The sequence below is a fragment of the Spiribacter halobius genome, from assembly GCF_020883455.1.
Taxonomy (GTDB): Bacteria; Pseudomonadota; Gammaproteobacteria; order Nitrococcales; family Nitrococcaceae; genus Sediminicurvatus; species Sediminicurvatus halobius.
In genome coordinates, this window is the sequence record NZ_CP086615.1 from 158,390 (window position 1) to 184,379 (window position 25,990).

The following is a 25,990-nucleotide window of genomic DNA, read 5'->3' on the forward strand; positions in this document are numbered from 1 at the left end:
CAGAGGGGGGCTTCTCCCGCAGCGGTGAACACACCCGCCGGCAAGATGGTCTGACGGGGAGCATACAGACTCCGGGACGACACATGACCGCCTTCCGCCGGACTATCGCCGCCGCCCTGGCCGCGCTCGGACTTGCCGCCGTCGCCCCGCCGGCGCCTGCGGACGAGGCCGTGGCCACCTTCGCCGGGGGCTGCTTCTGGTGCATGGAGCCCCCCTACGACGACATCGAGGGCGTGCTCGCCACCACCTCCGGCTACATGGGTGGCCACGTCGAGGACCCCACCTACGAGCAGGTGACTGCCGGCGGCACCGGACATGCGGAAGTCGTGCAGGTCACCTACGACCCCGAACGGGTGAGCTACGAGCGGCTGCTGGCCATCTACTGGCGCAACGTCGACCCCTTCGACGCCGACGGCCAGTTCTGCGACCGTGGTGACTCCTACCGCCCCGAGATCTTCGTCCACAGTGCGGAGCAGCGGCGCCTCGCCGAGGCGAGCCGCGCCGAGCTGCAGACGCGCTTCGAGCGGGAGATCGTCGTGCCCGTCACGGAGGCAGGCGAGTTCTACGCGGCGGAGGACTACCACCAGAACTACTATCAGGAGCACCCCATCCGCTATCGCGTGTATCGCAGGCTCTGCGGTCGCGACGGGCGGCTCGAGGAGATCTGGACCGACGGCAAGGCCCTGGATCCGGCTTTTCTCTAGTCACCGATTCACCGCGGCGGGGTGAGCCCGGGTCGGCGGGCTCCCGGGGCAGGCCCCAGGAATCCTTGCCGTGCATGGCTATGCCCTCGTTCACTCAAAGGTGATAGCGCGGGTCCGTGCCTCCTGTCTATGCTGCATTGAAGGACGGGGCATCCGGGCTGGCTGCGCCGGCGTGAAGGTCTATTGCGGGAGGGGTCCCCATGAGCTGGCAGGACTGCGCCGAACCCGTCTCCGAGTATGCCCCGGTCGATGTCGATCCGGTCGAGCTCGTGGTCATCCCCCGGACCAGCGACCTCGGCGGCTTCGAGGTGCGCCGGGCGCTGCCCTCGCGGCAGAAGCGCATGGTGGGGCCGTTCATCTTCTTCGACGAGATGGGGCCGAGCGAATTCGTCCTCGGCAGCGGGCTGGACGTGCGCCCGCACCCGCACATCGGCCTCGCGACGCTGACCTACCTCTTCCGCGGCGAGATCCTGCATCGCGACAGCCTCGGCACCGTGCAGCCCATCCGCCCGGGGGAGGTGAACTGGATGACCGCCGGCCGCGGCATCGCCCACTCCGAGCGCACACCCCCCGAGCTGCGCTCCCGCTCGACGACGCTCTTCGGCATCCAGGCCTGGGTGGCGCTGCCCGAGCGCCACGAGGAGACCGCGCCGGAGTTTGCCCATCACGCCGGGGCGGCGCTGCCCATGATCGACGACGGGGGCCTGCGCGTGCGCGTCATCGCCGGCGGCCTCGGCGGCGAGCGCTCGCCGGTGAAGACCCTCTCCGACACCCTCTACGCCGGCGCCGAGCTCGACCCCGGCGCGGTGCTGCCGGTGGATGCCGGCTACGAGGAGCGTGCCCTCTACATCGCCGAGGGCGAGGTGGAGATCGGTGGCCGCCGCCACGGCGCCCGGCAGCTGCTGGTCCTGCGCCCGGGCGACACGGTGGCCGTGGCGGCGATCCAGCCGACCCGGCTCCTCGTGCTGGGTGGCGAGCCCATGGACGGCCCGCGCTACATCTGGTGGAACTTCGTCTCCTCGCGCAGGGATCGCATCGAACAGGCCAAGGCCGACTGGCGCGGCGGGCGCTTCGACCGCGTTGTGGAGGAGAACGAGTTCATCCCGCTGCCGGACATGCCGGGCCCGTGACGGCGCCCCGTCGAATAGCGCCGCCCGGCTCTCGGGTCCGGGGCTCAGCCGTATCGATCCGCGCGGCAGCCGCGGGCAGGCCCGCGGTCGCGCCGTCCCCGCTCACAAGGCCACCACGCGCTCGGGGCCGAGCAGTCGCCGGTACACCTCCGCCAACTCGCTATCCCGCAAGGCCCGCTGCGCCTGACGGGGGGTCATGCCGACATAGCGTCTAACGGCGCGGCAGAGATGGCTCTGATCCGCGTAGCGCGCGTCCTGGGCCACGCTGACCAGATCCTTGCGGGTCTGTAGCCGGGCGAGTGCCGCCTGAAAGCGACCGATGTCGTCGACGCTGCGCCGGGGCAGTCCGTGGATCGCTCGGTATTGGCGCTGGCGCTGCCGGAGGCTTAGCGGCCTTGACGCATGATCTGGAGGAACCGCATGCGCTCGTTGCAGTGCGACCAGCACGGCCTCGATGAACGGTACCAGGGCCTTCCGGGGTTGGGGCGCCGGCCAGGGTAGGGTCCGATCGGGTGAGAGCGCCTCCCGCAAAGCGATGCGCTGGTCCACGAGTCGGGCGACGTCGAGCCCGGCGACCTGAAGCCACGCCGGGGACACCAGGACCATGACGAGGCTCAGGCGCGCGGTTGCCCGGTACTCGTAGGCCCGCGTGGAAGGGCCTGCAATAGTCCATTCCCCAGCCGGGAAGCTGTCCGCCTCGCGGCTTATTCGCCCGTCCAGGGCGATGCTCAGTACGGCCGCGTTGGCGGGCAGTGAGCGGCCATGCCAGGGTCCGCGACGGCGCAGTTGCCCCTCCAGCCCGATGATGCCGAAAACGCCCTGCGGCAGCACCGACCGGGGCGGACGGGCCACGACCAGATCCATCTCGGCGCCCCGGTGTCGCAAACGTTCAATACCGGGCTCCATTGCGGCGCCATGCTTGCTCGAAGCCATCACGCTACCGGCTGGAGTATCTGTCGTGAGAGCGATGGGGATATTACGCCACGGCGGCGTCCAGGAGCTACGGCACCTCGAGCTCGAGAAGCCCGAGCCCGGCGTCGGGGAGGTGCGGGTGCGCGTGGTTTGCAGCGCCATGAATCCCGCCGATATCCGCGCCCGCGAACCGTCGCCAGCGCGTCGCATACCCCGTAGCTTTCCCCTGGTGACGGGCTACGACGTGGCCGGCGAGGTGGACGCCATCGGCCCGGGGGTGTCGGATCTCCAGATCGGCGACCCGGTTCACGGCTCGCCCGACCTGTTACGGCAGGGCGCCCATGCGGAATATGTCATCGTCGACCATCGGCGCCTGCGAAAAATCCCCTCCGGCTGGTCGTGGGAGATGGCGGCAGCGCTGCCGCTGGCCGGCGTCACCGCCCTCGAATGCCTTGAGCGGGCGAGGCAGACGGTGGCCGCGGAACGGGTACTGATCCACGCCGGTGCAGGCGGGGTCGGTCATCTGCAGATCCAGCTGGCCCGTGCCATGGGGCTCGAGGTCTGGACCACGGCGGGCCGGGACGAGAGCGTCGCCCTCTGCAGCCAGCTTGGCGCCAGGCGCGTGATCGATTATCGCCACGCGAGCTTCGTGGCAGCCTGCCGGGAGGCATTGCCGCCGCTGCGGATCATCTTCGACAACGTCGGCGGTGCCTGTTTCGAGGACTCCCTGGAGGCGATCGGGCCGATGGGGGTGCTGGTGTCCATCGTGCCCACGCCGTCGCAGCAGATCGCCGAGCGGCTGTTCCTGAAAGCGGCCACCGTTACGCACCATGTCATGGGCGCTGCCACCTTTACCGGGATTGACCCTGACGCCCAAGGCCTGGCGTTGCAGCGGCTGGTGACGCTCGCCGAATCCAGGGCAGTAGCCCCGCATGTCTCGGCGGTATACCGCGTAAGGGATCTCGCCCGCGCGCACGAGCACCTGGAACGGGGAAGAACGCTGGGCAAGGTCGTGATACGCGTGGCCGACGGCTGGTAGTGGCGCCGTTGCGGCGGGCTGATTTCGAGGCTGGCACTTGAATCTGGACACCCTGCAACTGTTCGTCCCGGCGTGCTTTGCGCTCAATCTCGCGCCGGGGCCGAGCAATCTGCTGGCGCTGAATCACGGTACCCGGTATGGCTGCCGTAGCGCCGTGCTGGCCGGGTTCGGGCGGCTCGCGGCCTTCAGCGGCATGCTGGCCCTGGCGGTGGTGGGGTTGGCTGGCGTCCTCCAGGCTTCGGAGGCGCTTTTCCTCGCGGTCAAGCTGCTCGGCGCGGGCTATCTGGTCTACCTGGCCTGTCAGCTCTGGCGGTTGCCGCCGCGGGAGCCCGGAGAGCCTGCGCCAGGTGGACAGGGTCTGCTGGGGCTCGCGCGGCGCGAGTTCATGCTCGCCGCCGGCAACCCCAAGGCGATCGTGATATTCACCGCTTTCCTGCCCCAGTTCGTGCATGCAGGTGCGCCCGTCCTGCCTCAGCTTGCATTGCTCGGTGGTCTGTTTCTCGTGCTTGAGTGGCTGGCGATTGCCGCCTATGCGGTCCTTGGAGCGCGACTGGCGCACTGGCTTCGCCGGCCGGCCAGTCAGCGTCTCTTCAGCCGAGCCTGTGCGGGGCTTCTCGGCTGGGCGGCGCTGGTTCTCCTGCTCTCGCGACGCCACACCTGAGCCGGGCCTGGCGACGGAGGCGGCGACCTCGCGTACAGCCCCCGATCCGGAAAAAGCAATGCGGGGCGCCTCTTTCTAGTGCGCCGCCGCACGGTAGCGGTGCATTATGAATACACATTGACCTTCCGGCCCACCCGAATCCGCGCCATACAACGCTCTCCGACGACTGGTCCCGATGTTGCAAAGGTTGCGAGTCGCGGGCTGCCTGCGGGTCCGCGGCTCATGCCTGGAACAGTCAGTCCGAGAGGTGACGTCCGATGAAGTTTGCATGCAATTCGCCCCGGCGGGTGGTCCGCCGGGTCTTCCCCGCGGCCGCCGGCACGCTGGCCGCACTGATGACCGCTGCCGCCTGGGGCGCCGACTACAGTTGGACGCTGCAGACGGGCTACGCGGCGGGTGACGAGCAGCACCAGTCCTACGTGGCACTCGCGGAGAAGATCGAGGCCATGTCCGGCGGCCGCCTCGAGATCGACGTCAGCCCGGGCGGGACCTTCGTCCCGGCCTTCGAGGTCATCGACGCGGTGAATGACGGCATTCTCGACGCCGGTGGCGGTGACGGCGACTACCTGGTCGGCCGGCATCCTGCCGGCAGCCTGTTCGCCTCCTCGCCGGGGTTCGGCATGGATTCCATCACCCTCATGAGCTGGATGCGCTATGGCGGTGGTGACGAGCTCTTCGACGAGTACGTGAGCGAGGTGATCGGCTTCAGCGATGTGCAGGTGTTCGCGATGAGCCCCGCGCTGGCGCAGCCGTTCGGCTGGTTCGAGGAGCCTATCGAGAGCGTTGCCGATATCGAGGGCATCAAGTTCCGGACCCCGGGTCTGCCCGTGGACGTCATGGAGGAGATGGGCGCAGCGGTGGTCACGGTGCCCGGCTCCGAGGTGGTGCCGGCCCTGGAGCGTGGTGTCATCGAGAGCGCCGAGTACTTCAGCCCCAAGGCCGATCTGACCCTTGGCCTCTCGGACATCCGCAAGATCTACATGATGCCGAGCTATCTGCAGATCGGTCTCGTGCTCAACGTCTACGTCAACGAGGCGAAGTGGCAGGAGCTGCCCGAGGATCTGAAAGCGATCGTCGAGCACGCCATCATGGCCGAGTCGGCGGATTTCTACTGGCGCTACCTGAGGGACAACGCCGAGGCGCTGGCCTACATGGAGGAGGAGCAGGGCGTCACCGTGGTGCGTACTCCGGATGACGTCATGCGTGCCCAGCTCGACGCCTGGGAGGTGGTCCTCAATCGTCATGCCGAGGAGGACGAGTTCTTCGCCGGCGTGCTCGAATCCCAGCGCGCCTATGCGGACCAGGCAGTGGGCCTGAAGGCCCGGATCACCCCGCCCCTGAACATTGCCCTCGAGAAGTACCGCGAGGAGTAGAGGGAAAGCCTCACTCCCCCAGTCCACAGGCAATCGGCGGCGCTCCAGCCGGAGCGCCGCCGGGGAGGCGGTGACCATGACCGACCCGCAACGACCCCAGTATCAGGATGAGCTGATTGGCGATTTCGGCACGCCGATTACCGGCGACCCGGCGCTGCCCGTGCCGCTGCGCCGCGTCGTGGCGGCAATCGATCGTGGCTCGGAGCTGATCGGGTACGCCGTTTCGGTGTGCATCCTGTTCCTGACGGCGGTGATCATCTTCGAGGTCATCAGCCGTGGCGTATTCGGCGCGCCCACCATGTGGGCCTACGACCTTAGCTACATGCTCTACGGCACGATCTTCATGCTGGGGGCGGCGGTCACGCTGCGCTTCGGCGGCCATATCCGTACCGATATCTTCTTCGCGAAGTTCCCGCCGCGAACCCAGGCGGCGATCGACATCGCCTTCTATCTGCTGCTGTTCATACCCGGCATGTGGCTTTTCCTCGTCGTCGGCTACGACAAGGCCCTGCACGCCTTCGTCACGGGAGAGCGCAGCGGTCTGAGCCCCTGGCGGCCCCTGCTCTGGCCATACCGGGCGGTGATTCCGCTGACGTCACTGCTGCTGATCGTTCAGGCGGTCTCGGAAATCCTCAAGCGCGTGAGCGTGTTCTACGGGAGCGGCCAGCATGGACATGAATGAAATCCTGGGATTCCTGCTGCTGCTGGCGCTGCTCACCGGCATCTTCATCGGATTCCCCATCGCCTTCACGCTGATCTGCCTCACGGTGATCTTCGGCTATATCGGCCTCGGCGATCTCGTGTTCAACCTGATGGTCTTTCAGGCCTGGGGCGTGATGCGCGAGGAGACCCTGGCAGCGGTGCCGCTGTTCGTCTTCATGGGCTACGTCCTCGAGCAGGCCGGGATGATGGAGCGGCTGTTCAAGGGCTTCCAGTACATCCTCGCGCGGGTCAACGGCGCGCTCTATCTCGGCGTGCTGTTCACCTCGACGCTGTTCGCGACGGCCACCGGCATCATTGGCGCCTCGGTCACGCTGATCGGCATGCTCGCCGGTCCGGTGATGCGGGAGTCGAAGTACGACCCGGCGCTATCCGCCGGCGCGATCACGGCGGGCGGCACCCTCGGCATCCTGATTCCGCCATCGGTGCTGCTGGTGGTGCTGGGACCGGTGATGGGCGTCTCCATCCCGAAGCTCTTCGCCGCGACGATCATTCCGGGGCTGCTGATCGCCGGTCTCTTCACCGTCTACGTGATGGTGCGGAGCTACGTGAATCCCGCGGTGGGCCCGGCGCTGCCGAAGGACAAACACCCGAGCGACTATCGCGCGGCCCTGCGGGAGTTCCTGGTCGGCATGCTGCCGCTGCTCGCGCTCATCGGCGCCTCCCTCGGCAGCATTCTCGCCGGCATCGCCACGCCCACGGAGGGGGCCGGCATGGGAGCCGCCGGAGCGCTGATTCTCGCCACCGCCTATGGGCGTCTCAGCCGCTTCCTGCTCAAGGTCTCGCTGTTCAAGAGCATGCTGGTGTCGAGCATGATCATGTTCCTGCTCATGGCCTCGAACATGTACGGCGCCGTGTTCAACCGTCTGGGGACCGGGCCGCTGATCGCCGAGACGCTGGTGTCTCTGAATCTGAGCCCCATCGTCATGCTCGTCGCGCTGATGGTGATCATCTTCCTGCTCGGCTGGCCGCTGGAGTGGGCGCCGATCATCTTCATCTTTCTGCCGATCTTCCTGCCGGTGATTGCAGCGTCGAACCTCGACCTGCTCTGGGTGGCGACGCTGGTGGCGGTCAACCTGCAGACGGCGTTCCTTTCACCCCCGGTGGCGATGGCCGCGTACTACCTGAAAGCGGTGGTGCCCGACTGGTCGCTGACGGAAATCTACAGCGGCATGCTGCAATTCGTGGCGCTGCAGATCGTCGCCCTGGCGCTGGTGGTGACGTTCCCGTCGCTGGCGCTCTGGCTCCCCGGTGTTCTCTTCTAGGAGATGGAAATGGCCGCCACCCTGGGCCCTGCAGCGGACTATCGCGGGATTGTCGCCTCCAGTGCCTCCGGCTGCGTCCGGCTGGTCGACACGCTGCTCGCGCATATAGAGAAACTCGAACCGGAGCACCGTTGCTTCGAGCACATCGATGCGGAGGCGGTCCGCGCCCGGGCACGCTGGCTCGACGAGCGTCGGGATGCGCTGGGGCACCTGCCCCTGTACGGCATGCCGGTGGGCGTGAAGGACATCATCGACGTCGCCGGCCTGCGCACGAGCAACGGTCTCCCGACGGCGCTCGCGACCACGGCCAGCGAGGACGCCGCGGTGGTTCGCGATCTGCAGGCGCAGGGGGCGATTATCGTCGGCAAAACGGTGAGCACCGAGCTCGCGTTCCTGCACCCGGCGCGCACGCGCAACCCGAGGGGTACGGACTTCACCCCGGGGGGATCCTCCGCCGGCTCCGCCGCCGGCGTCGCAGCGGGCATGGTGGCCGCCGCCGTCGGCACCCAGACCGGAGGGTCGGTTACCCGACCCGCCTCGTTCTGTGGTGTGCATGCGGTGAAGACGACTTCCGGACTGATCGACCGCACCGGCGTGCTCAGTCAGTCCCCTACCCTGGACACCGTGGGCTTCCTGGCCTGCGACGCCGAGGCCCTGGCCGCGATCATGGAGGGCCTGACGCCACTGCAGCCACCGGGTGGAGATGTGCCCGGCCGTATCGGACTGCTGGCAGGCGGCATGGTGGATCGTGCCCCGGACTACGTGCGCGAGGCCCTGCACCGCATCGAGCGTCACTGCGCCGATCGCGTCTCCCGCGTGGTGCTGGATCCGCTGTTCGATCGCTGCGTCCCGGTACGCCAGCGCATCAACATGTTCGAGCTCCGCTATCAGTTCGAGCACTTCATGACCGGCTACGGCAATCACCTGAGCGACACCCTGAAGGCCGGCTATCGCGAAGGCGAGGGCGTCACCGTGGAGGACTATTTCGCCGCCATTCGCGAGGGCGCCGACATTCGCCGATACGTGAACGGGCTGCTCGAGCAGTTCGATTATCTGCTGCTGCCCTCGGCCCTCGGTGAGCCTCCGAAGGGCCTCGAGAGCACTGGCGATTCGCTCTACAATGCGCCCTGGTCGCTGCTCGGCAATCCCACGGTGACGCTGCCCCTCTGCGCAGGACCGAACGGCATGCCTTTCGGCCTGCAGCTGGTGGGGCGGCACTTTTCCGAGCGTGCGCTGATCGCGGCGGGTGCGGCGCTTTCAGCCAGATTCGCCGAGGCGCTTTGAGGCGATGGGCCACCGGCGCAGGCTTGTGCAGCGCGCCTGGTCCTGCCCCCCAGCTCCACGCCCTCGCGTCGCGAACGGGCGTGGGAGTCTGCGCTGCAGCCGGGAGACGTTCTACAGCGCAGACCCACAGGGGTCAGGCAGTGGCAAGGCCGACCCGGCGGCGTGACCGGTACACCGCCGGGCTGCCTGCCACGGGTCCGTGGAGGTCGCGATGAAGGTGATCGGCATGCTCGGCGGCATGAGCTGGGAGTCCACCGTGCCGTACTACCGCACCGTCAACGAGACGGTGAAGGACCGGCTGGGCGGCCTGCACTCGGCCCGGGTGCTGCTCTACAGCGTCGACTTCCACGACATCGAGCGCCTGCAGCAGGCCGGCGACTGGACCGCCGCCGGCGCGCAGCTGGCGGACGCGGCGCGCGCCCTCGAGCGTGGCGGGGCGGAGTGCGTCGTGCTCTGCACCAACACCATGCACAAGGTGGCCCCGGCCATCGAGGCGGCCGTGGGCATCCCCCTGCTCCACATCGCGGATGCCGCCGCCGCCGCCATTCAGGCCGAGGGCATCGGCCGCGTGGGCCTGCTCGGCACCCGCTTCACCATGGAGGATGGCTTCTACCGCGACCGGCTGCGGGATCGCCACGGTCTCGACGTGCTGGTCCCCGGGCCGGCGGACCGGGCCGAGGTGCATCGGGTAATCTACGAGGAGCTCTGCCTCGGCGACACGCGCGCGGCATCCCGCGACGCCTACCGGCGGGTGATCGCCGATCTCGTCCGGCAGGGGGCGGAGGGCGTGATCCTCGGCTGCACGGAGATCGGCCTGCTGGTCGACGCGGACGACAGCCCGGTGCCGCTGTTCGATACCGCCGCGATCCATGCCCGGTACGCGGCGGAGTGGGCTCAGAGCCGGTGACGCAGCCACCAGAGAAGCCACCACGGAAACACGTACCGGAATACTCGGGCGGCCCCGAAGCGTGGCGGGTCCGCGGGCTGCAGGCACCAGCAATGCAGACCGCACAGGCTTGGACGGTCCCCGGCCCGCGGCTGGCGTGACAGGCGTATGTCGCCGCCGCTCCGCATGACGGCCAGCCGGATCTCGGTCTCCGGTGCGTCGGCCTCGTGGCAGATCAGGGTCACGGCGCCGTCGGCGCCGGTGCCGAGTGCCCGGACCACGAGCAGCGGCTCGGCCAGCGGCGGCCGGGTCGGATCGTGCACCGGCTCGAGCAGGGCCAGGCCACCCTCGGCCAAGGTCTGACCCACGGCGGCGAGCGTCGCCTCCATGCGCGACCCGGCATCCCGGCCCCCCGGTGCGCGCAGGCTGAGCGTCACCCGCACCGGTGCGGCCCAGCCTGCCGCCGCGACGCTGCCGGCCAACGCGCGGCGGATCGGTGCGTCCGGGAGCCACGTCGTTGGCAGGCGTGCCAGCACCGCGCGCTCGACCAGGGAGCCGGGCAGGTTCGCTGTGAGCACCGCGGCAAGGCGGCCCGCCAGCCAGGGCTGCAGCCGCTCCCAGCGCGCTCGGTTGTCCGCGTCCGTGAGCCCGCCGGGACCGCAGATCGGGGGGCGCAGCCGGGCACGATAGTAGTCCGCGCTGAGCACGGCGCGCGTGAGGTTGATGATCGCGTCCCGGGACGGTGCGACGCTGCCATGCAGCGTCACCTGCTCGATGGCGCCGAAGGTCACGGCGAGCGGGCCGAAGGGGTCCTGCAGGCTGCGTCGGGCCTGGTCGGCCGACGCCCGGCGGATGGCCTCGTCGGTTTCTTCACCCGGTTCGATCGGCGTGCCCCAGGCGCCCGGGTCGTCGTACCCGGGGCGGAATCGGCGGCGCAGCCAGCTCAACCGCGGGGCCGGCCCCGGACGCCGCGCCGCCCCCGGTCCGGGGCGGCTTTCGGGGCAGGTTCGGCTTCCGGTGCCGCCGCCATCGCCTCGCGCATCCCCTGGTACCAGGCGTCGAGGCTCGCGAGCGCCGCCGGCGAGGCGCCCTCGGCCACCTCGAGCCGGGCACCACAGCCAGCGCAGGCGAGAGGGCGCCGGGCGAGGATCGCCTCCACGTAGAGCGGAACGGCGGTGCCGCAGAAGGGGCAGGGGGTGCTGCCCGGGGCGAGCGCGCCGCCGGCGCGCGGGGCCGAGGTCATGCCGGCTCCTCCCCCTCGGGCGTCGTCGCGTCGGGCTCCGCGGGCGGCGGAGAGGGGGGCGCCGGGCGCTGGCTGACCGACTCCGCCGCAAGGCTCAGCAGCCGCGCCAGCCCTTCGGGCATGTCCGACTGCTCGATGCGCACCTTCATGCGCAGCAGCATGTCCACGGAGCGGCGCTGGCTGGTGCGTTCCTCGCGGGCGAAGGTGGCGCGCAGGGTCGCCGGCGCGCCCGCCGCCGAGCGGGCCGCGGCAGGCAGGTGCCCGAGCATCTCGCGCTGCTGCTCGCCGGTGGCCTCGGTGGCGACGATCTTCACCGTGTAGTCCAGCTCGGCGTCGCGGATCTGCAGTGCCGGGATGGGCAGCAGGCTCAGCAGCGGGATCTCGACGTCCAGCGCCTCCTCGCTGCCATCGGCGCGCTGACGCCGGCGGCGGAAGCGCACCATCTGCAGACCGCCAAGCTCGCTCGGATCGTCGGACTGGGCTGGCTCGAAGCCCACGCCGCGCACGAAGCGCGCCGTCGCCCAGGCCGCCTGGGTCTCGGCCTCCACCAGGGCGTGGATCGGTGCCCCGATGAGCTGATCCAGCGAGAGCACGTTGTTCTGGCGCGGCTCGCCGTCTGCGGGCGCAGCGCCCCCTGCGCCGTTGTCGCCGCCGTTGTCATCGGGGTCCGCCATGACCGCTCTCCTATTCCGGGGTAAGGGAACGCTGGTAGCTGTAGGGTCCCGTCTTCACCTCGGTCCACACCGAGTTGCGCACCTCGGCGCGCACGCGGATCGAGGAGATCGCCGCTTCCTGCAGCTGCGCCAGGGTATGCCCGTTGATGTCCACCTCCAGGCGCACATCCGAGTTCTGGTGCCAGATCTCGCGGATCGGCGCATCGAGCCCTGTGACCACGCTGCGGAAGTCGTCGTGCTGGAGGGCGAAGTCGAGGACCGGATCGAGCGGCGTGTTCAGCGCCTCGGGGGCGACCCCGTCCCGCAGGTGGTTGGCGTGGGCCCAGAACATGGGCTGACGCAGGCCGCGCAGGGCGGTCTCGGCATCGAAGCTGCCGTCGGCGCGGATCAGGTGGGTATAGGACTCGATGAAGTAGCGCAGGATGTGCTGGCGCAGCTCGATGCGCAGCACGGTGGAGTTGAATCCCTTGCTCATCACGCGCTCGAGCTCGGTGCCCGTGTCCGGGTGCTGGGCGCTGTAGTCCCGGGCCAGGTCCAGATAGGTGGCGACCAGCTCCTCCACCGAGCGCTCCAGCAGGAAGGCCACATTGGCCTCGCGCCCCTCGGTGTTGACGTCGCTCGCCTTCACCTCGGTGATGCTGAACTTCAGGTCCACCTCCACCTCGGCGATGTCCGCCCGGGGCACCGGGAACTTGCGCAGCAGGAAGTCGCCCTCGTAGTAGCGGGCGATGGAGCGCGAGTAGAGGTCGGAGGCGAACCGGGCCTTGGCGAGGTCCCGCAGGAGCGCGCCGATTACCTGCTGCAGGTCAGCCACGGGGCCCCTCCCCGGTAGCCGGACGAGGGCGGAGCAGCGTCAGCAGCCACAGCGCCGTCGTGCTGCAGGCGCGGCGCCAGCGGGCGGCCACCTGCAACGGAATCCCGGCCGTGGGCGGCGGTGGCGGAGGCGGCGGGCATGGCCTCAGCCACCGGCGGCCGGCTTGTTGCGGGTCGCCTCCTCCTTTTTTTCCGGCTTCTCCACCGCCGGCGCCGGCGGCTCCTCGATGGTGTTGGTGAGGATCGCGAGCATCCGCGCGAGGCCGCCGGGCACGTCGTCCTGCACGGCGTGCACGTGCACGTCCACGGTGTGCTCCACGGAGTAGCGGGAGTCCTTGGTGGAGCGCGAGTCCTTCTTCGAGGAGTAGGAGGCCTGCATGCTCGCCTTGACGAACCAGTAGCTGCCCCCGACCTTGGCCTGCACCGAGCTCTCCTTGCTGGCCGAGCTCTCGTCGTGCGACTCCTCAGAGGCCGTGATGTTGGCCTTGAAATCGATGCTCATCTCGTCGATGCGCAGGAAGGGGATCGGCACGATGGTGAGCAGCGGCACCGTGATGGTGGTCTGGTTGTCGCCTTTGGTCGCGGTGAAGCTGATGCTGTTCACCTCGCCGTTCTTGTCGAAGCCCACCTCGCGGATGAACTTGACGGTGGTCATCGCCGCCTTGGCCTGCGCCTCCACGGCCGCATCCAGCGGCCCGCCGATCAACGTCCCGAACGGCAGGGACTGCAACGCACGATTCGCATCGGCCATGACGGCCTCCTCGGTGGGGACGCGCCGGCGCGGCGCGCATTCTCGCAAGGATAGACGGTGGTCGGGGAAATGCTCGGGGTTCGCCTGAAGCCGGCAAGCGCGCCGCAGTGGCCACCAGGCTCAACCGCCCGCAGGCACCCTTTTCGGCTCATCCGCGAAGGGGCTGAGGCCCAGCCAGGCCTGCATGGTCGTCTGCAGCTCGGGGGCGCCGACCAGATCAAGACGACCGCTGGCCAGTGCCGACTGTACGGTTTCAATGCCCATCCAGATTGCGGTCATCGTCCGCAGATCGGTGACGACGTACAGATCCACCTCGTTACCGGGATCGAGCATGCAGAGATCGACGGGATTCTCGACATCCGCCTTGTCGACGATCAGCCACCATTTCGCCTGCCCGCGGGTCACGTCGTGATACAGAAACTGAACCGTGATGCGCCTTGAAGGCAGCGGCGCCGGGTTCAGATTGCGCCGCATATCCCACATGAGCAGCGACGGGTCCAGGTTCCTGAGCGAGAGCTGGGACTCGAGCCAGCGATGGCCCCAGCGCCCGAGCGACATGATGACTGGGCGCAGTTCCTCACCCGCTTCCGTGAGCTCGTAGCCGGGGCTGCCGCTGCGGACGTCGATGCGGCGGTTGATCAGCCCCAGCTCTTCCAGCTCGCCGAGCCGCTTCGACAGCAGGGCCGGGGAAATCCGCGGCAGGCCGCGCCGCAGCTCGTTGAAACGGCGGCTGCCGCAGAGCAGCTCGCGCAGGATCAGGATCGTCCAGCGGGTGGCCAGCACCTCGCTGGCCATCGCGACGGGGCAGAACTGCCCGTAACCGCTCGCCGACACGGCTCCCTCCCCGCGGATGCGTCCGGCACGGCGCCACGTGTGTCTCCTCATCAGCAGGTTAGAACGTGACGGGTGGGTCCACCAGTTCAGTCGCAGAACTTGCCGGCGCAGCGGGCTCGGGCGGAGATTCACCGGTGCCGCCGGTCATGCATGGCGGCGGAAGGCAATCGAAGGTGAAGGCAGCCGAGTCCCTGGAGTACGGTCATGAGCGCAAATGCCGCAACGGAACACAATTCGGAGATGGAGTCCCTGAAGGCGCGCCTGAAGGCGACCTGGGAATGCGGGGATTACGGACACTTCGCGACGTACATGGCGTCGGGTGCCCTGGATTTCCTGGAGCGAATCGGCATCCAGCCGGGCGAGCGCGTGCTCGACGTCGCCTGCGGAGCGGGCCAGATCAGCGTTCCCGCGGCCAGGGCCGGTGCCCGCGTGACCGGGCTGGACCTCGCCGACAACCTGGTGGCGCAGGCTCGGGCCTGGGCCCGCGAGGAGGGGGTGGATGCGACCTTCGATCAGGGTGATGCGGAAGCCATGCCCTACGAGGACGCCTCGTTCGACGTGGTCGTCAGCCTGATCGGCGCGATGTTCGCCCCGCGGCCGGACCGGGTGGCCGCGGAGTTGCTGCGGGTGTGCCGGCCGGGCGGACGCATCGTGATGGGTAACTGGACGCCGGAAGGCTTCATCGGTGGCATGTTCCGGATCATCGGCAAGCATGTGCCGCCGTCGCCGCTGATGGTACCGCCCGCGAAATGGGGCGACCCGGAAACGGTCAAGGAGCGGTTCGGGAGCGGCGTCTCCAGCCTGGACCTGACCCGGCAGATCTACACGTTCGAGTACCCCTTCCCGCCCGCGGACGTGGTCGAGTTCTTCCGCGTCTACTATGGGCCGGCCAACCGCGCTTTCGCGGCGCTGGACGATTCCGGACAGGAGGCGTTGCGCCGGGACCTGGAGCAATGGTGGTCAGCCCATAATCAGGCAACGGATGGCGGCACGCGCTGCGAGGCGGAATACCTGCACGTCACCGCGATCAGGCGATGACCGGGCCGGATGCTGCCCGTCATCGCGGGGGCGGCTCTGCGTCACGAACTCCCTGGCGACCTCCTCGGCCGGGCGTCCGCTTCGCTCGATCTCCCCGCCCGGCAGGACGCGGCTATGCTGGATATGGGCAGGCGCAGAATCCGGGCCGTGCGGGGACGCCGCAGCGCGTTCCCGTGGAGCCGGCTGTGCCGGTACCGCTGGGGGGAATCTTGGACGTTTCCGGAAGAGCCCTGTGCCGCAAGCTCGGCGCCTTCGTGGCGCTGACCCCGGCGGAGCTGAGCGCCCTGGCGGCCCTGCAACGGCGCGTGCGGACAGTCGCGCCCGGGGCCTTGCTGGTGCGCAGAAGCCAGGCTGTGGATCGCCTGTTCGTTCTGTGCCGCGGTTGGAGCTGCTCCAGCAAGCTGCTGCCGGATGGCCGACGGCAGATTGTCAACGTGCAGATACCTGGGGACTTCGTAGGTCTTCGCGGTGTCCTGCAGCGCATGTCGGACCGCCGCTTCGAGCCGCTGCTGCCGGTCGAGATCGCGGAGGTCAGCGCGGCGGAGCTACGCGAGGTCATCCGCGCGCACCCCCGCATTGGTGCTGCGGTGCTCTGGGCTGCAAGCCGCGACGAAGCCATGCTGGCCGAGCGCCTCTTGAGCATCGGGCGGCGCAGCCCGCGAGAGCGCCTGGCGCATTTCCTGCTCGAGCTGGAGGCGAGGCTCACCCTGGTCGGCCTGACCTCGCCGGGCGGCTACCATTGCCCGCTGACGCAGCAGAATCTCGCAGACGTCCTGGGGCTTAGCGCCGTGCACGTGAACCGAGTGCTTCAGGAACTGCGCAAGCAGGGGCTGCTTACCTTTCAACGCAGCCGGGTCGTCTTCCAGGACCGCGAGGCGCTCCGCCGCCTGTCGGGCTTCGAGGGGCAATATCTCGACCAGGACGGCCCGGCTCTGCCGTGACCGAACCGGCGCGCCCGCCATGGAAGCCTTGCCTGGCCGCGAGTCCCCGCTCTGTACGCCGACGCGAAGAGCCGCCGCAGGGAACCCCGGCGGCGACCCGTTCATAGCCTATAGGTCTAGTTCCACTCGCCCCGATGCAGCTGGCGGTTGGCCTGGACCAATGCCTGGACACAGGCGCGTTCGTCACGCCTCGCGGCTGCCGCCTCGGCCTCCCGAACGTCCCTGTTCGCTGCGCTCTTTCCAGCGCCCGGATGGGCACGGTCGAGCTCCATGCGGATGGCGTTGATGCCGCTCTCGCAGCTCTGGGCCGCCTGGGCTGGCAGTGCCAAGGTCAGGGCAAGCACTAGGGCCACCGTCACGGTGGAAAGCACTCCGGAATTCGCTTTCATGGGAATCTCCTCGGCCATAAAGACGATCGGGCCTCGTCTTCCCGCGCGGCGCGCAGCGACCGGCCCGGCGACGCAACCTCGTCGCCCCGCGGGCACTCCTATGGCTGTCTGCCCGCGGTGACTGAATATGTGCCATCCCCGTTTGCCGCGCACTTACCGCGGATGGGTTTTCCCTGTGCTGCCGGTCACGATCACGGAACGCGCAGGTAGAGCGAGCATTGGCCACTTCCGCGCTCCCTGAGAGACAGCGGCCGCGGCAGGATGCCGAGGGAGGAATTCCTGCCGCGGCCCGGCCGTCCGCCGGAACAGTGAGTCGCCGCGCCGCTATTCGGCGAGGCGCTTCATCTCGCGGTAGAGGTCGGATTTGCCCTCGAAGCCGATGCCGGGCAGATCCGGCAGGGTGACGTAGCCGTCCTCCACCCGCACCCCGTCCGGGAAGCCGCCGAAGGGCTGGAACAGGTCCGGGTAGGACTCGTTGCCGCCGAGCCCGAGGCCCGCCGCGATGTTCAGCGACATCTGGTGGCCGCCGTGGGGGATGCAGCGGCTGCGGGACCAGCCGTGCTGGTGGAGCATGTCGAGGGTGCGCAGGTACTCCACCAGACCATAGCTCAGGGCACAGTCGAACTGCAGCCAGTCCCGGTCGGGGCGCAGGCCGGCGTAGCGGATCAGGTTGCGCGCGTCCTGCATGGAGAACAGGTTCTCGCCGGTGGCCATGGGCCGCTCGTAGTAGTTGCGCAGGGTCGCCTGCAGCTCGAAGTCCAGCGGGTCGCCAGGCTCCTCGTACCAGAACAGGTCGTAGCGCGAGAGCGCCTCGGCGTACGTGATAGCGGTGTCGAGGTCGAAGCGGCCGTTGGCGTCCACGGCGAGCATCTGGCCGTCCTGCAGGATGCCCAGCACCGAGTCGATGCGCCGCAGATCCTCCTCCAGCGCGGCGCCGCCGATCTTCTTCTTGACCACGGTGTAGCCGCGGTCGATGTAGCTCTGCATCTCGTCCTTGAGCTTGCTGTCGTCCTGCCCGGGGTAGTAGTAGCCGCCGGCGGCGTAAACGAACACCTTGCGGTCCGGCTCGCCGCTGCCGAAGCGCTCGGCCAGAAGCTGGAACAGCGGTACGCCCTCGATCTTGGCGACGGCATCCCACACCGCCATGTCGATGGTGCCGACGGCCACCGAGCGCTCGCCGTGACCGCCCGGCTTTTCGTTGATCATCATCCGGTCCCAGATTCGGAACGGGTCCAGGTTCTCCCCGGACTCGTCGACCAGGTCCTCCGGGTTCGCCTCGAGCAGCCTCGGGATGAAGCGCTCGCGCATGAGGCAGCCCTGGCCGTAGCGGCCGTTGGAGTTGAACCCATAGCCGATCACGGGCTTGCCGTCGCGGATGACATCCGTGACCACCGCGACCAGGCTCAGGGTCATGCGGCTGAAGTCGATGTAGGCGTTGCGGATGGACGAGCTGATGGGAACGGTACGCTCCCGGATCTCCACGATTCTCACGGGCTGCCCTCCTCGGGTTGATGCGACGTGCGCCCAAGGTATCCGCGTGGCGCGCCCTTGTGATTCACCTGAATTCAGATGATTATTAACTTTCAGTGAAAGACGGAATCACCACCGAACTGGAGTTCTTCGTCCTGCTCGGCCGCCTGGGCAGCCTGTCGGCGGTCGCGCGGGCGCTGGACCTGACGCCCCCAGCAGCCACCAAGCGCCTCGGGCGCCTGGAGCGCCGGCTCGGCGTGCGGCTGGTCAACCGCACCACCCGCAGCATCAGCCTGACCCCGGAGGGCGAGACCTACCTCCAGCACGCCACCCGGATCCTCGATCAGATTCGGGAGATGGAGGATGAGGTCGCCAGCAGCCGCAGCGAGCTGCGCGGGCTGCTGCGCGTCAACGCGACGCTGGGCTTCGGGCGCACGACCATCGCGCCGCTGGTCTCGGAGTTCGCCGCGCAGCATCCCCGGGTGGAAGTCCAGCTCGAGGTCACCGACCGCCCCGTGGACCTGGTGGAAACCGGCTTCGATATCGCCATCCGCTTCGGTACCCCACCGGACAGCCGTCTCAATGCCCGCCGGATCATGCCCAATCGACGCTTTCTGTGCGCTTCCCCCGCCTACCTGGAGCGCCACGGCACGCCACGAACGCTGGCGGACCTGAAGCGTCACAACTGCATCCTGCACCGCCAGAACGACGAGCCCTACGGCGTCTGGCGCTTCAGCCACGACGGGCAGAGCGAGGTGGTGAAGGTGGACGGCACCCTCTCAAGCAACGATGGCGACATCGTTCTCGGCTGGGCCCTGGACGGCCACGGCATCCTGGCGCGCTCGGAATGGGACCTCGAGAAGTACCTCGAGAGCGGCCGCCTCAGGGTCGTCCTGGCGGACCACCACCTGCCATCGGCGGACCTGTTCGTCTACTACCCGCACCGTCGCAACCAGACCTTGCGCACACGGGCGTTCATCGACTTCCTGGTGGAGCGCTTCGGCGGGCGCCGGCTGACAGCGGTGTAGGAATCCTCGCACCGCCCGCGGTCATCTGGGTTCTATACACCTGGGTGGGGGTTTGCGACTCGACCCGTCTCTACGGCAAAACGGCGGCGCAAGGTGTGGCCTAAATACCAATGTGACCACGTTGGGACCGGTGCGGCTATGTGAGTTCCAGTAGATCCATGACTTGCTGTCTTTATTGGTGGGCCCGCCAGGACTCGAACCTGGAACCAAGGGATTATGAGTCCCCTGCTCTAACCGTTGAGCTACGGGCCCGTCGTCTGGGTCGGGCGGCAGTATAGCGGTGGTGGGCAGAAGCAGGAACGGGCGCCCTGGGGCGCCCGTTCCTGTGTGGGTCGGTGCTGGGTGCTGCCGACCGGGCGCTACTGCTCGTCGAGGAAGCTGCGCAGGCTGTCCGAGCGGGTCGGGTGGCGCAGCTTGCGCAGGGCCTTGGCCTCGATCTGGCGTATGCGCTCGCGGGTGACGTCGAACTGCTTGCCCACCTCCTCGAGGGTGTGGTCGGTGTTCATGTCGATGCCAAAGCGCATGCGCAGCACCTTGGCCTCCCGCGGCGTGAGCCCCGAGAGCACCTCGCGCACGGACTCGCGCAGGCCCTCGCGGGTGGCGGAGTCCACCGGGGACATCACCGAGGTGTCTTCGATGAAGTCGCCGAGGTGGGAGTCCTCGTCGTCGCCGATGGGCGTCTCCATGGAGATCGGCTCCTTGGCGATCTTGAGGACCTTGCGCACCTTGTCCTCGGGCATCTCCATGCGCTCGGCGAGCTCCTCGGGCTGCGGCTCGCGGCCCATCTCCTGGAGCATCTGACGCGAGACCCGGTTGAGCTTGTTGATGGTCTCGATCATGTGCACCGGGATGCGGATGGTCCGGGCCTGGTCCGCGATGGATCGGGTGATAGCCTGGCGGATCCACCAGGTGGCGTAGGTGGAGAACTTGTACCCGCGCCGGTACTCGAACTTGTCCACCGCCTTCATCAGGCCGATGTTGCCCTCCTGGATGAGGTCCAGGAACTGCAAGCCGCGGTTGGTGTACTTCTTCGCGATGGAGATGACCAGCCGCAGGTTGGCCTCGACCATCTCCTTCTTCGCCCGCCGCGCCTTGGCCTCGCCGATGGACATGCGACGGTTGATCTCCTTGATCTCCGCCGGCGGCAGGCCGGTGACCTCGCGGATCGCGGCGAGCTTGGCCTGGTTCTCGAGGATGGCCGTGCGGTGCTCGGCGACGCGCTCGGCGTACGGCTTGCCGCTCGCGATCACCTCGTCCACCCAGGCCTCGTCCGTCTCGCGGCCGGGGAACTGGGCGAGGAAGTCCTTGCGCGGCATGCCCGCCTGCTTGACGGCGACGCGCATCACCTCGCGCTCGGCACCGCGCACGCGCTCCACGGCCTTGCGCAGGTTGCCGGCGAGGCCCTCGATGACCTTGGGCACGAACTTCATGGACAGGAACAGCCCGGTGAGCTCCTCGCGGATCTCGGCCATGCGCGGGTCGCCGCTGCCGCGCTGCTCCAGGATCTCCAGCATCTCGTTGTGGAGCTCCTCGATGCGCGCAAAGATCTGGGCGGCGCGCTCCGGGTCCGGGCCGCTCTCGCCGGGGCTTGCGGCGCCGTCCTCGTCGGCGTCCTCTTCCTCCTGCTCGCGGGCGGCCTCGGCGGCCTCCGCCTGGACGGCCACCACCTCGGGCACCTCGTCCACGAGCTCGCTGACGTCGCGGAAGCCGCCGATGACGTCCGCCAGGCGCAGCTCGCCGTTGCGGATGCCATGGTGCAGCGCGACCATGGTGCGGGAGGACTCGGGATAGGCGGAGAGCGCGCGCAGGACCTGATCGAGCCCGTCCTCGATGCGCTTGGCGAGCTCGATCTCGCCCTCGCGCGTCAGCAGCTCCACCGTGCCCATCTCGCGCATGTACATGCGCACCGGGTCGGTGGTGCGGCCGAACTCGGCATCGACGGCGGCCAGCGCCGCGGCGGCCTCTTCGGCCTCGTCCTCGTCCGTGGACACGGCGCCATCGCTGAGCAGCAGGGTATCGGCATCCGGCGCGATCTCATGGACAGTGATGCCCATGTCGTTAATCATGCCGATGATGTCCTCGATCTGCTCCGGGTCGACGATGTCGTCCGGCAGGTGATCGTTGACCTCCGCATAGGTAAGGTAGCCCTGCTCCTTACCGCGGGCGATCAAGGCTCTGATCTGAGACTGCTGGTCCTGTGCCATATCCTACCGATGGTTCGGGGTGAGTCAGGCGCACGCGGCGCGCGGTGAACCGAGCATTATAGCTGGGCCTGTGGTGTTGACAACTACATCACGGTCTTCATTCCACGTGCCCAGCTGTCGCGCTGCGCGGTACAGACCGGCTAACGCTTCAGTTGCGCCCATTCCTGCCATTCCTCGCGGGTCAGCTCGCCTCGCTGCAACCTTTCGTTCAAGTATTGCAGCCGCTGTTGATCCAGCAACGTGCGCACCCGCGCCATGGCGTCGCGGAACTCCGCCTCCAGCCCGCTTTCCGGCACCAGGTGATCCCAGGTCGCGAGCTTCCACAGCGCTGCCTCGTGCTCGGTGTCCCGAAAGCGCTCGAGCAGCGCACCGCTAGTGATTTGCGGCTCATCGCGGCTGAATTCAAGCAGCTGCATAAGCAGACCCAGCCCCGGCACGTCGTCCCGCCCGCGCATGGCGGCGATCTCCTCCGCCGGTACTGCCTCGGCCAGCGCCGGACGCTGCAGCAGCAGCGCCACGGCCATGCGCACCGGCGTGCGCCGCACCGCCCGGGCATCCACCGGCTCGCTGCGCACCCGCCGCTCCAGGCGCTCGCGGCCGTCGACGACCGCCTCGAGGTAGCCCGTTTCCAGCCGCGCGAGCCCCGCCAGGCGCTCCAGCAGCATGTGCCGGTAGACGTCCGGCGGCAGCCGACGCAGCAGCGGCAGCGCCTCGTCCACCAGACGCGCCCGCCCGTCCATGCTCCGCAGGTCCACCATGCTGCCCAGCCGCTCCATCAGGTAGTCAGACAGCGGGCTCGCGTCTGCGAGCAGCGCCTCGAAACCCTCGCGCCCGTGGCCGCGCACCAGGCTGTCCGGGTCCTCGCCCTCGGGCAGGAACAGGAAACGCACCTGGCGGCCGTCGCGCATGGCCGGCAGGGCGTTCTCCAGCGCCCGCCATGCCGCCCGCCGGCCGGCCTCGTCGCCGTCGAAGCAGAACACCAGGTCCTTGGTGACCCGGAACAGTCGCTCCACCTGGCGGGTCGAGGTCGCCGTGCCCAGCGTCGCCACCGCCCGCGGCAGGCCGTGCTGGGCGAGGGCCACCACATCCATGTAGCCCTCCACGACCAGGATATCGGCCGGATGCCGGTCGGCCTGTAGCACCTCGTAGAGGCCGTAGAGCTCCTGGCCCTTGTGGAAAATCGGCGTTTCCGGCGAATTCAGGTACTTGGGCTCGCCGTCGCCGAGCACGCGGCCGCCAAAGCCGATGGTGCGCCCGCGCCGGTCGCGGATGGGGAACATGATGCGGTCGCGGAAGCGATCGTAGGCGCGGCCGTCGTCCCGCTCGATGACCATGCCGGCGCGCGCGAGCAGGGCGCGCTCGCCGAGCCGGCCCATGAGGTTGTCCCACCCCGGCGGCGCGAAGCCGATGCCGAAGCGCGCCGCGATCTCGCCGCTCAGGCCGCGGCCGCGCAGGTAGTCAATGGCGCGCTGGCGCTCCGGGTGCTCCCGCAGCCAGCGCTGGTAGAGCTCGCTGGCCCGCCCGAGCAGACGGTAGAGGTCGCCGTGCTCGCTGCCTTGGTCGTCACGGGCGCCTTCCGGCATCTCCATGCCGGCGAGGCCGGCGAGCTGGGCCACCGCCTCGCGGAAGTCGAGGCGGTCGTACTCCATCAGAAACCGGATCGCAGTGCCGTGCGCGCCGCAGCCGAAGCAGTGATAGAACTGCTTGGGGGCGCTGACGGTGAAGGACGGCGTCTTTTCGCTATGGAACGGGCAGAGCCCGAGGTGGTTACTGCCCGAGCGCTTCAGCTGCACGCGCTCGCCCACCACGTCGACGATGTCGATGCGGGCAAGCAGCTCGTCGATGAAGTGGTCGGGGATGCGGCCGGCCATGGGCAGCGGTTTCCGCCGGACGTCGAGGGTGGACCGCAAGCATACTCACCCGGTCGGAAATAAAGCCACGTCTCCGCGCTGCCGTCGGCCGGCGGGCAGACCGCGGCCGGCTCAGCCCCCGAGGCGCGCCTTCACGCGGGCGCTGACGGCGCCCATGTCGGCCCGGCCCTGGACGCGCGGCTTGAGCTGGCCCATCACCTTGCCCATGTCGCGCTGGGAGGCGGCGCCGGTGGCGCTTACGGCCTCGTCGATCAGGGCGTCGAGCTCGTCGTCGCGGAGGGGCTGGGGCAGGAACTCGGCGATGATGTCGAGCTCCGCCTGCTCGCGGTCGGCCAGGTCGTCGCGCCCGGCGTCGCGATACTGGGCAAGGGACTCGCGCCGCTGCTTGACCATCTTGTCGAGCACGGCGAGGACGGCCGCGTCGTCCAGCGACTCGCGGCTGTCCACCTCTTTCTGCTTGATCGCCGCGGAGACCATCCGCAGCGTCGCGAGCCGCGGCTTGTCGCCGGCGCGCATCGCATCCTTCACGGCCTCGCCGATGCGCGCCTTGAGCTCGCTCATGGGCGGGGCGTCAGTACAGGCGCTGCTGGCGCTGCTGCTCGCGCTGCAGGCGCTTCATGTGGCGCTTGACGGCCGCCGCCTGCTTGCGCTTGCGCACCTGGGTGGGCTTTTCGTAGTGCTCGCGGCGGCGGATCTCGGAGAGCACGCCCGCCTTCTCGCAGGAGCGCTTGAAGCGCCGCAGGGCAACCTCGAAGGGCTCGTTCTCGCGAACCTTCACACTCGGCATGTAGTTCGGACCTTACTGATGTCTGGGGACGCAGTTAGAATCGGGCGTTCCGATCAAGGCGCGATAGTCTAAACAGCGCCCCCGGCATTTGCAAAGCCCGCGCCAGACGGTGACCGACATGCGCGTTCTCGGCATCGAGACCTCCTGCGACGAGACCGGAGTCGCCGTCTATGACGGCGGCGCCGGCCTGCTCGCCCACCGTCTGCACAGCCAGGTGGCCACCCACGCCGGTTACGGCGGCGTGGTGCCCGAGCTCGCCTCCCGCGACCATGTGCGCCGGCTGATGCCGCTGGTGCAGGAGACCCTGGCCGCAGCGGGGCTCGCGCCTGGCGAGCTGGACGGCATCGCCTACACCCGCGGCCCCGGGCTGGCCGGGGCGCTGCTGGTGGGGGCAGCGGTGGCGCGGAGCCTGGCCTGGGGGCTGGAGCGCCCGGCCATCGGCGTGCATCACATGGAGGGGCACCTGCTCGCGCCGATGCTCGAGCCGGATCCGCCGAGCTTTCCCTTCGTTGCGCTGCTGGTTTCCGGCGGGCACTCGCAGCTGGTGCTGGTGGCGGACGTGGGGCGCTATCGGCTGCTCGGCGAGTCGGTGGACGACGCCGCCGGCGAGGCCTTCGACAAGACCGCGAAGCTCCTGGGCCTCCCCTACCCGGGCGGTCCGGAGCTCGAGCGCCTGGCCCGGAAGGGCACGCCCGGGCGCCTCCGTTTCCCGCGGCCGATGACCGACCGCCCGGGGCTCGATCTCAGCTTCAGCGGCCTGAAGACCGCCGTGCTCAACACCGTGCGCGAAGCCGGCGATGACCCGCGGACCCGCGCCGACATCGCCAGGGCGTTCCAGGACGCGGTGGTGGAGACGCTCGCCATCAAGTGCCGCCGGGCGCTGGAGGCCACCGGCGTGCCGCGGCTGGTGGTCGCCGGGGGCGTGGGCGCGAATACGGCGCTGCGCGAGCGCCTCGCCGAGGTGGCGGCGCGGCACGGCGCCAGCGTCCACTACCCGCGGCTCGCCTTCTGCACGGACAACGGCGCCATGATCGCCTACGCCGGCCACTGCCGCCTCGCCGCCGGCGAGCGCCAGGGCCCGGACTTCGACGTCACCCCCCGCTGGCCCCTGGCCGACCTCCGCCCGCCGGGCGAGGCATCGCTCGCGCCGACGCCGCTCGGGGATTAACCGCCAAGGCGCAAAGGTCGCAAAGGTATTACAGGCTGGAGCAACTCAGCTTCCCGCTTTGCGGGACCTTTGCGCCCTTCGCGACTTGGCGGTCAATCCGGCTTCCCCTCAGTCGTTCTTCGAGCGGCTGCTCAGCGAGATCTTGCCCTCGCGGCCGGCGAGGAGGTTGGCGATGTTGCTGCGGTGGCGCCAGTAGGTGAGGGCGGTCATCACCGCCATGGCGCCGGCGAGGATGGGGCCCGCGCCGAGCCAGACGAGATAGAGCGGCGCGATCAGGAAGCTCACCAGCGCCGAGAGCGAGGCGTAGCGCGTCACGATGGCGACGGCGAGCCAGGTGCCGAGGGTGGCTAGGCCGGCGGGCCACGCCCAGGCGATGATGACCCCGAGCCCGGTGGCCACGCCCTTGCCGCCGCGGAAGCCGAAGAATACCGGGTACAGATGGCCAATGAAGGCCGCGAGCCCGGTGGCGCCCAGCACCCAGGGCGCGGCGCCGGCCAGGTGCGCGGCGAGCACCGGCAGCACGCCCTTGAGGGCATCGCCGAGCAGGGTGAGCGCGGCGGCGGTGCGCCCGCCGAGCCGCAGCATGTTGGTGGTGCCCGGGTTGCCAGAGCCCGCCTCCCGCGGGTCGCCGAGGCCCATCAGCCGGGCGACGATAATCGCCGCGGACAGCGAGCCGCAGAGATAGCCGAACAGGATGAGCACGGCGCCGAGCATGGCGGCATTCCACCGGTTGGCCCCGGCGGGGTCAAGCGCACGGGCCGGCTGCGACCTGGCAATACTTCCGGGAGGACGCGTAAGCTTGACG

Annotated in this window: 27 protein-coding genes and 1 tRNA gene; 13 read left to right on the forward strand and 15 right to left on the reverse strand. The window is 69.1% G+C overall.

The window, feature by feature from the left end; translation table 11 throughout:
• Positions 1-83 precede the first annotated feature (83 nt).
• Together msrA and LMH63_RS00710 are read left to right on the forward strand one after the other, a co-directional pair.
• The gene (msrA, locus tag LMH63_RS00705) at positions 84-704 is read left to right on the forward strand and encodes a peptide-methionine (S)-S-oxide reductase MsrA (protein ID WP_109676459.1); all 621 of its coding nucleotides are present in this window, start codon (positions 84-86) and stop codon (positions 702-704) included.
• 200 nt (positions 705-904) lie between these two features.
• A complete protein-coding gene (locus LMH63_RS00710) occupies positions 905-1,834 on the forward strand; it encodes a pirin family protein (RefSeq protein WP_109676457.1) in 930 nt (309 codons plus the stop codon).
• A 102-nt stretch (positions 1,835-1,936) separates the two neighbouring features.
• Here LMH63_RS00710 and LMH63_RS00715 read toward each other — a convergent pair whose 3' ends face one another.
• Positions 1,937-2,698 carry an AraC family transcriptional regulator gene (locus LMH63_RS00715; RefSeq protein WP_158280294.1) on the reverse strand — a complete coding sequence of 254 codons (762 nt, stop codon included), beginning with the start codon at positions 2,696-2,698 and terminating at the stop codon, positions 1,937-1,939.
• Positions 2,699-2,801: 103 nt separating this feature from the next.
• On the opposite strand from LMH63_RS00715, the gene LMH63_RS00720 reads away from it, so the two are divergent.
• From LMH63_RS00720 to LMH63_RS00750, 7 genes are all read left to right on the forward strand, one after another.
• Positions 2,802-3,785 carry a quinone oxidoreductase family protein gene (locus LMH63_RS00720; protein WP_229332677.1) on the forward strand — a complete coding sequence of 328 codons (984 nt, stop codon included), beginning with the start codon at positions 2,802-2,804 and terminating at the stop codon, positions 3,783-3,785.
• Between the two features lie 37 nt (positions 3,786-3,822).
• Positions 3,823-4,446 carry a LysE family translocator gene (locus LMH63_RS00725; RefSeq protein ID WP_109676453.1) on the forward strand — a complete coding sequence of 208 codons (624 nt, stop codon included), beginning with the start codon at positions 3,823-3,825 and terminating at the stop codon, positions 4,444-4,446.
• 257 nt (positions 4,447-4,703) lie between these two features.
• Positions 4,704-5,819 (forward strand): TRAP transporter substrate-binding protein, encoded by a 1,116-nt coding sequence (locus tag LMH63_RS00730; RefSeq protein WP_109676451.1) that lies wholly within the window; start codon positions 4,704-4,706, stop codon positions 5,817-5,819.
• A 76-nt stretch (positions 5,820-5,895) separates the two neighbouring features.
• Complete coding sequence (locus LMH63_RS00735; protein ID WP_109676449.1) at positions 5,896-6,501, forward strand: TRAP transporter small permease subunit; 606 nt, start codon at positions 5,896-5,898, stop codon at positions 6,499-6,501.
• A complete protein-coding gene (locus LMH63_RS00740) occupies positions 6,488-7,804 on the forward strand; it encodes a TRAP transporter large permease (protein ID WP_109676447.1) in 1,317 nt (438 codons plus the stop codon). Before LMH63_RS00735 ends, LMH63_RS00740 begins: the two co-directional genes overlap by 14 nt.
• Positions 7,805-7,813: 9 nt before the next feature.
• The gene (locus tag LMH63_RS00745; RefSeq protein WP_158280292.1) at positions 7,814-9,088 is read left to right on the forward strand and encodes an amidase; all 1,275 of its coding nucleotides are present in this window, start codon (positions 7,814-7,816) and stop codon (positions 9,086-9,088) included.
• 211 nt (positions 9,089-9,299) lie between these two features.
• Positions 9,300-9,995, forward strand: coding sequence for an aspartate/glutamate racemase family protein (locus LMH63_RS00750; RefSeq protein ID WP_109676443.1), 696 nt, complete (start codon positions 9,300-9,302; stop codon positions 9,993-9,995).
• Here the strand turns inward: LMH63_RS00750 and LMH63_RS00755 are convergent.
• The 6 genes from LMH63_RS00755 to LMH63_RS00780 all read right to left on the reverse strand — a co-directional run bounded on the left by LMH63_RS00755 (position 9,983) and on the right by LMH63_RS00780 (position 14,289).
• A complete protein-coding gene (locus LMH63_RS00755; RefSeq protein ID WP_109676441.1) occupies positions 9,983-10,921 on the reverse strand; it encodes a hypothetical protein in 939 nt (312 codons plus the stop codon). The genes LMH63_RS00750 and LMH63_RS00755 overlap by 13 nt on opposite strands.
• Positions 10,918-11,217: a hypothetical protein gene (locus LMH63_RS00760; protein WP_109676439.1), complete on the reverse strand. Its 300-nt coding sequence runs from the start codon at positions 11,215-11,217 to the stop codon at positions 10,918-10,920. The genes LMH63_RS00755 and LMH63_RS00760 overlap by 4 nt, the downstream gene beginning before the upstream one ends.
• Positions 11,214-11,891, reverse strand: coding sequence for a DUF2589 domain-containing protein (locus LMH63_RS00765; RefSeq protein ID WP_109676437.1), 678 nt, complete (start codon positions 11,889-11,891; stop codon positions 11,214-11,216). The genes LMH63_RS00760 and LMH63_RS00765 overlap by 4 nt, the downstream gene beginning before the upstream one ends.
• Positions 11,892-11,901: 10 nt before the next feature.
• Entirely contained in the window at positions 11,902-12,705 is an 804-nt protein-coding gene (locus LMH63_RS00770; protein WP_109676435.1) for a hypothetical protein, read from the reverse strand.
• 144 nt (positions 12,706-12,849) lie between these two features.
• Entirely contained in the window at positions 12,850-13,455 is a 606-nt protein-coding gene (locus LMH63_RS00775) for a DUF2589 domain-containing protein (protein ID WP_109676433.1), read from the reverse strand.
• 120 nt (positions 13,456-13,575) lie between these two features.
• Positions 13,576-14,289 carry a winged helix-turn-helix transcriptional regulator gene (locus LMH63_RS00780; protein WP_109676431.1) on the reverse strand — a complete coding sequence of 238 codons (714 nt, stop codon included), beginning with the start codon at positions 14,287-14,289 and terminating at the stop codon, positions 13,576-13,578.
• A 204-nt stretch (positions 14,290-14,493) separates the two neighbouring features.
• On the opposite strand from LMH63_RS00780, the gene LMH63_RS00785 reads away from it, so the two are divergent.
• Entirely contained in the window at positions 14,494-15,327 is an 834-nt protein-coding gene (locus LMH63_RS00785; protein ID WP_109676429.1) for a class I SAM-dependent methyltransferase, read from the forward strand.
• A gap of 185 nt (positions 15,328-15,512) precedes the next feature.
• Positions 15,513-16,268, forward strand: coding sequence for a Crp/Fnr family transcriptional regulator (locus LMH63_RS00790; RefSeq protein ID WP_199225583.1), 756 nt, complete (start codon positions 15,513-15,515; stop codon positions 16,266-16,268).
• A gap of 116 nt (positions 16,269-16,384) precedes the next feature.
• Here the strand turns inward: LMH63_RS00790 and LMH63_RS00795 are convergent, their stop codons facing one another.
• Together LMH63_RS00795 and LMH63_RS00800 are read right to left on the reverse strand one after the other, a co-directional pair.
• A complete protein-coding gene (locus LMH63_RS00795) occupies positions 16,385-16,657 on the reverse strand; it encodes a hypothetical protein (protein WP_146205169.1) in 273 nt (90 codons plus the stop codon).
• 324 nt (positions 16,658-16,981) lie between these two features.
• Entirely contained in the window at positions 16,982-18,148 is a 1,167-nt protein-coding gene (locus LMH63_RS00800) for a mandelate racemase/muconate lactonizing enzyme family protein (protein WP_109676423.1), read from the reverse strand.
• Between the two features lie 95 nt (positions 18,149-18,243).
• Between LMH63_RS00800 and LMH63_RS00805 the strand changes: the two genes are divergently transcribed.
• Positions 18,244-19,155, forward strand: coding sequence for a LysR family transcriptional regulator (locus LMH63_RS00805; protein ID WP_109676421.1), 912 nt, complete (start codon positions 18,244-18,246; stop codon positions 19,153-19,155).
• A 176-nt stretch (positions 19,156-19,331) separates the two neighbouring features.
• Here LMH63_RS00805 and LMH63_RS00810 read toward each other — a convergent pair.
• From LMH63_RS00810 to rpsU, 5 genes are all read right to left on the reverse strand, one after another.
• Positions 19,332-19,407 (reverse strand) — tRNA-Ile (locus LMH63_RS00810).
• A gap of 107 nt (positions 19,408-19,514) precedes the next feature.
• The gene (gene rpoD / locus LMH63_RS00815; protein ID WP_109676419.1) at positions 19,515-21,359 is read right to left on the reverse strand and encodes an RNA polymerase sigma factor RpoD; all 1,845 of its coding nucleotides are present in this window, start codon (positions 21,357-21,359) and stop codon (positions 19,515-19,517) included.
• Positions 21,360-21,499: 140 nt separating this feature from the next.
• Positions 21,500-23,230 carry a DNA primase gene (dnaG, locus tag LMH63_RS00820; protein WP_109676417.1) on the reverse strand — a complete coding sequence of 577 codons (1,731 nt, stop codon included), beginning with the start codon at positions 23,228-23,230 and terminating at the stop codon, positions 21,500-21,502.
• Positions 23,231-23,341: 111 nt separating this feature from the next.
• Complete coding sequence (locus tag LMH63_RS00825) at positions 23,342-23,791, reverse strand: GatB/YqeY domain-containing protein (protein ID WP_109676415.1); 450 nt, start codon at positions 23,789-23,791, stop codon at positions 23,342-23,344.
• A gap of 10 nt (positions 23,792-23,801) precedes the next feature.
• Positions 23,802-24,017, reverse strand: a complete 216-nt coding sequence (rpsU, locus tag LMH63_RS00830) for a 30S ribosomal protein S21 (RefSeq protein WP_109676413.1) — start codon at positions 24,015-24,017, stop codon at positions 23,802-23,804.
• A gap of 118 nt (positions 24,018-24,135) precedes the next feature.
• Here rpsU and tsaD point away from each other — a divergent pair, with 118 nt between their 5' ends.
• Positions 24,136-25,185 (forward strand): tRNA (adenosine(37)-N6)-threonylcarbamoyltransferase complex transferase subunit TsaD, encoded by a 1,050-nt coding sequence (gene tsaD, locus LMH63_RS00835; RefSeq protein ID WP_109676533.1) that lies wholly within the window; start codon positions 24,136-24,138, stop codon positions 25,183-25,185.
• A gap of 108 nt (positions 25,186-25,293) precedes the next feature.
• Here tsaD and plsY read toward each other — a convergent pair whose 3' ends face one another.
• Positions 25,294-25,899, reverse strand: a complete 606-nt coding sequence (gene plsY, locus LMH63_RS00840; protein ID WP_109676411.1) for a glycerol-3-phosphate 1-O-acyltransferase PlsY — start codon at positions 25,897-25,899, stop codon at positions 25,294-25,296.
• Positions 25,900-25,990 lie beyond the last annotated feature (91 nt).

What these genes read in the sequence shown, in the direction of transcription:
- LMH63_RS00730 (WP_109676451.1), top strand. Translation starts at nt 4,704, where the DNA reads ATGAAGTTTGCATGCAATTCGCCCCGGCGGGTGGTCCGCCGGGTCTTC.
- LMH63_RS00795 (WP_146205169.1), bottom strand. Translation starts at nt 16,657, where the DNA reads ATGAAAGCGAATTCCGGAGTGCTTTCCACCGTGACGGTGGCCCTAGTG.
- LMH63_RS00785 (WP_109676429.1), top strand. Translation starts at nt 14,494, where the DNA reads ATGAGCGCAAATGCCGCAACGGAACACAATTCGGAGATGGAGTCCCTG.
- msrA (WP_109676459.1), top strand. Translation starts at nt 84, where the DNA reads ATGACCGCCTTCCGCCGGACTATCGCCGCCGCCCTGGCCGCGCTCGGA.
- dnaG (WP_109676417.1), bottom strand. Translation starts at nt 23,230, where the DNA reads ATGGCCGGCCGCATCCCCGACCACTTCATCGACGAGCTGCTTGCCCGC.
- LMH63_RS00760 (WP_109676439.1), bottom strand. Translation starts at nt 11,217, where the DNA reads ATGACCTCGGCCCCGCGCGCCGGCGGCGCGCTCGCCCCGGGCAGCACC.
- rpoD (WP_109676419.1), bottom strand. Translation starts at nt 21,359, where the DNA reads ATGGCACAGGACCAGCAGTCTCAGATCAGAGCCTTGATCGCCCGCGGT.
- LMH63_RS00740 (WP_109676447.1), top strand. Translation starts at nt 6,488, where the DNA reads ATGGACATGAATGAAATCCTGGGATTCCTGCTGCTGCTGGCGCTGCTC.
- LMH63_RS00720 (WP_229332677.1), top strand. Translation starts at nt 2,802, where the DNA reads ATGGGGATATTACGCCACGGCGGCGTCCAGGAGCTACGGCACCTCGAG.
- rpsU (WP_109676413.1), bottom strand. Translation starts at nt 24,017, where the DNA reads ATGCCGAGTGTGAAGGTTCGCGAGAACGAGCCCTTCGAGGTTGCCCTG.
- LMH63_RS00715 (WP_158280294.1), bottom strand. Translation starts at nt 2,698, where the DNA reads ATGGATCTGGTCGTGGCCCGTCCGCCCCGGTCGGTGCTGCCGCAGGGC.
- plsY (WP_109676411.1), bottom strand. Translation starts at nt 25,899, where the DNA reads ATGCTCGGCGCCGTGCTCATCCTGTTCGGCTATCTCTGCGGCTCGCTG.
- LMH63_RS00775 (WP_109676433.1), bottom strand. Translation starts at nt 13,455, where the DNA reads ATGGCCGATGCGAATCGTGCGTTGCAGTCCCTGCCGTTCGGGACGTTG.
- LMH63_RS00745 (WP_158280292.1), top strand. Translation starts at nt 7,814, where the DNA reads ATGGCCGCCACCCTGGGCCCTGCAGCGGACTATCGCGGGATTGTCGCC.
- LMH63_RS00710 (WP_109676457.1), top strand. Translation starts at nt 905, where the DNA reads ATGAGCTGGCAGGACTGCGCCGAACCCGTCTCCGAGTATGCCCCGGTC.
- LMH63_RS00825 (WP_109676415.1), bottom strand. Translation starts at nt 23,791, where the DNA reads ATGAGCGAGCTCAAGGCGCGCATCGGCGAGGCCGTGAAGGATGCGATG.
- LMH63_RS00765 (WP_109676437.1), bottom strand. Translation starts at nt 11,891, where the DNA reads ATGGCGGACCCCGATGACAACGGCGGCGACAACGGCGCAGGGGGCGCT.
- LMH63_RS00735 (WP_109676449.1), top strand. Translation starts at nt 5,896, where the DNA reads ATGACCGACCCGCAACGACCCCAGTATCAGGATGAGCTGATTGGCGAT.
- tsaD (WP_109676533.1), top strand. Translation starts at nt 24,136, where the DNA reads ATGCGCGTTCTCGGCATCGAGACCTCCTGCGACGAGACCGGAGTCGCC.
- LMH63_RS00750 (WP_109676443.1), top strand. Translation starts at nt 9,300, where the DNA reads ATGAAGGTGATCGGCATGCTCGGCGGCATGAGCTGGGAGTCCACCGTG.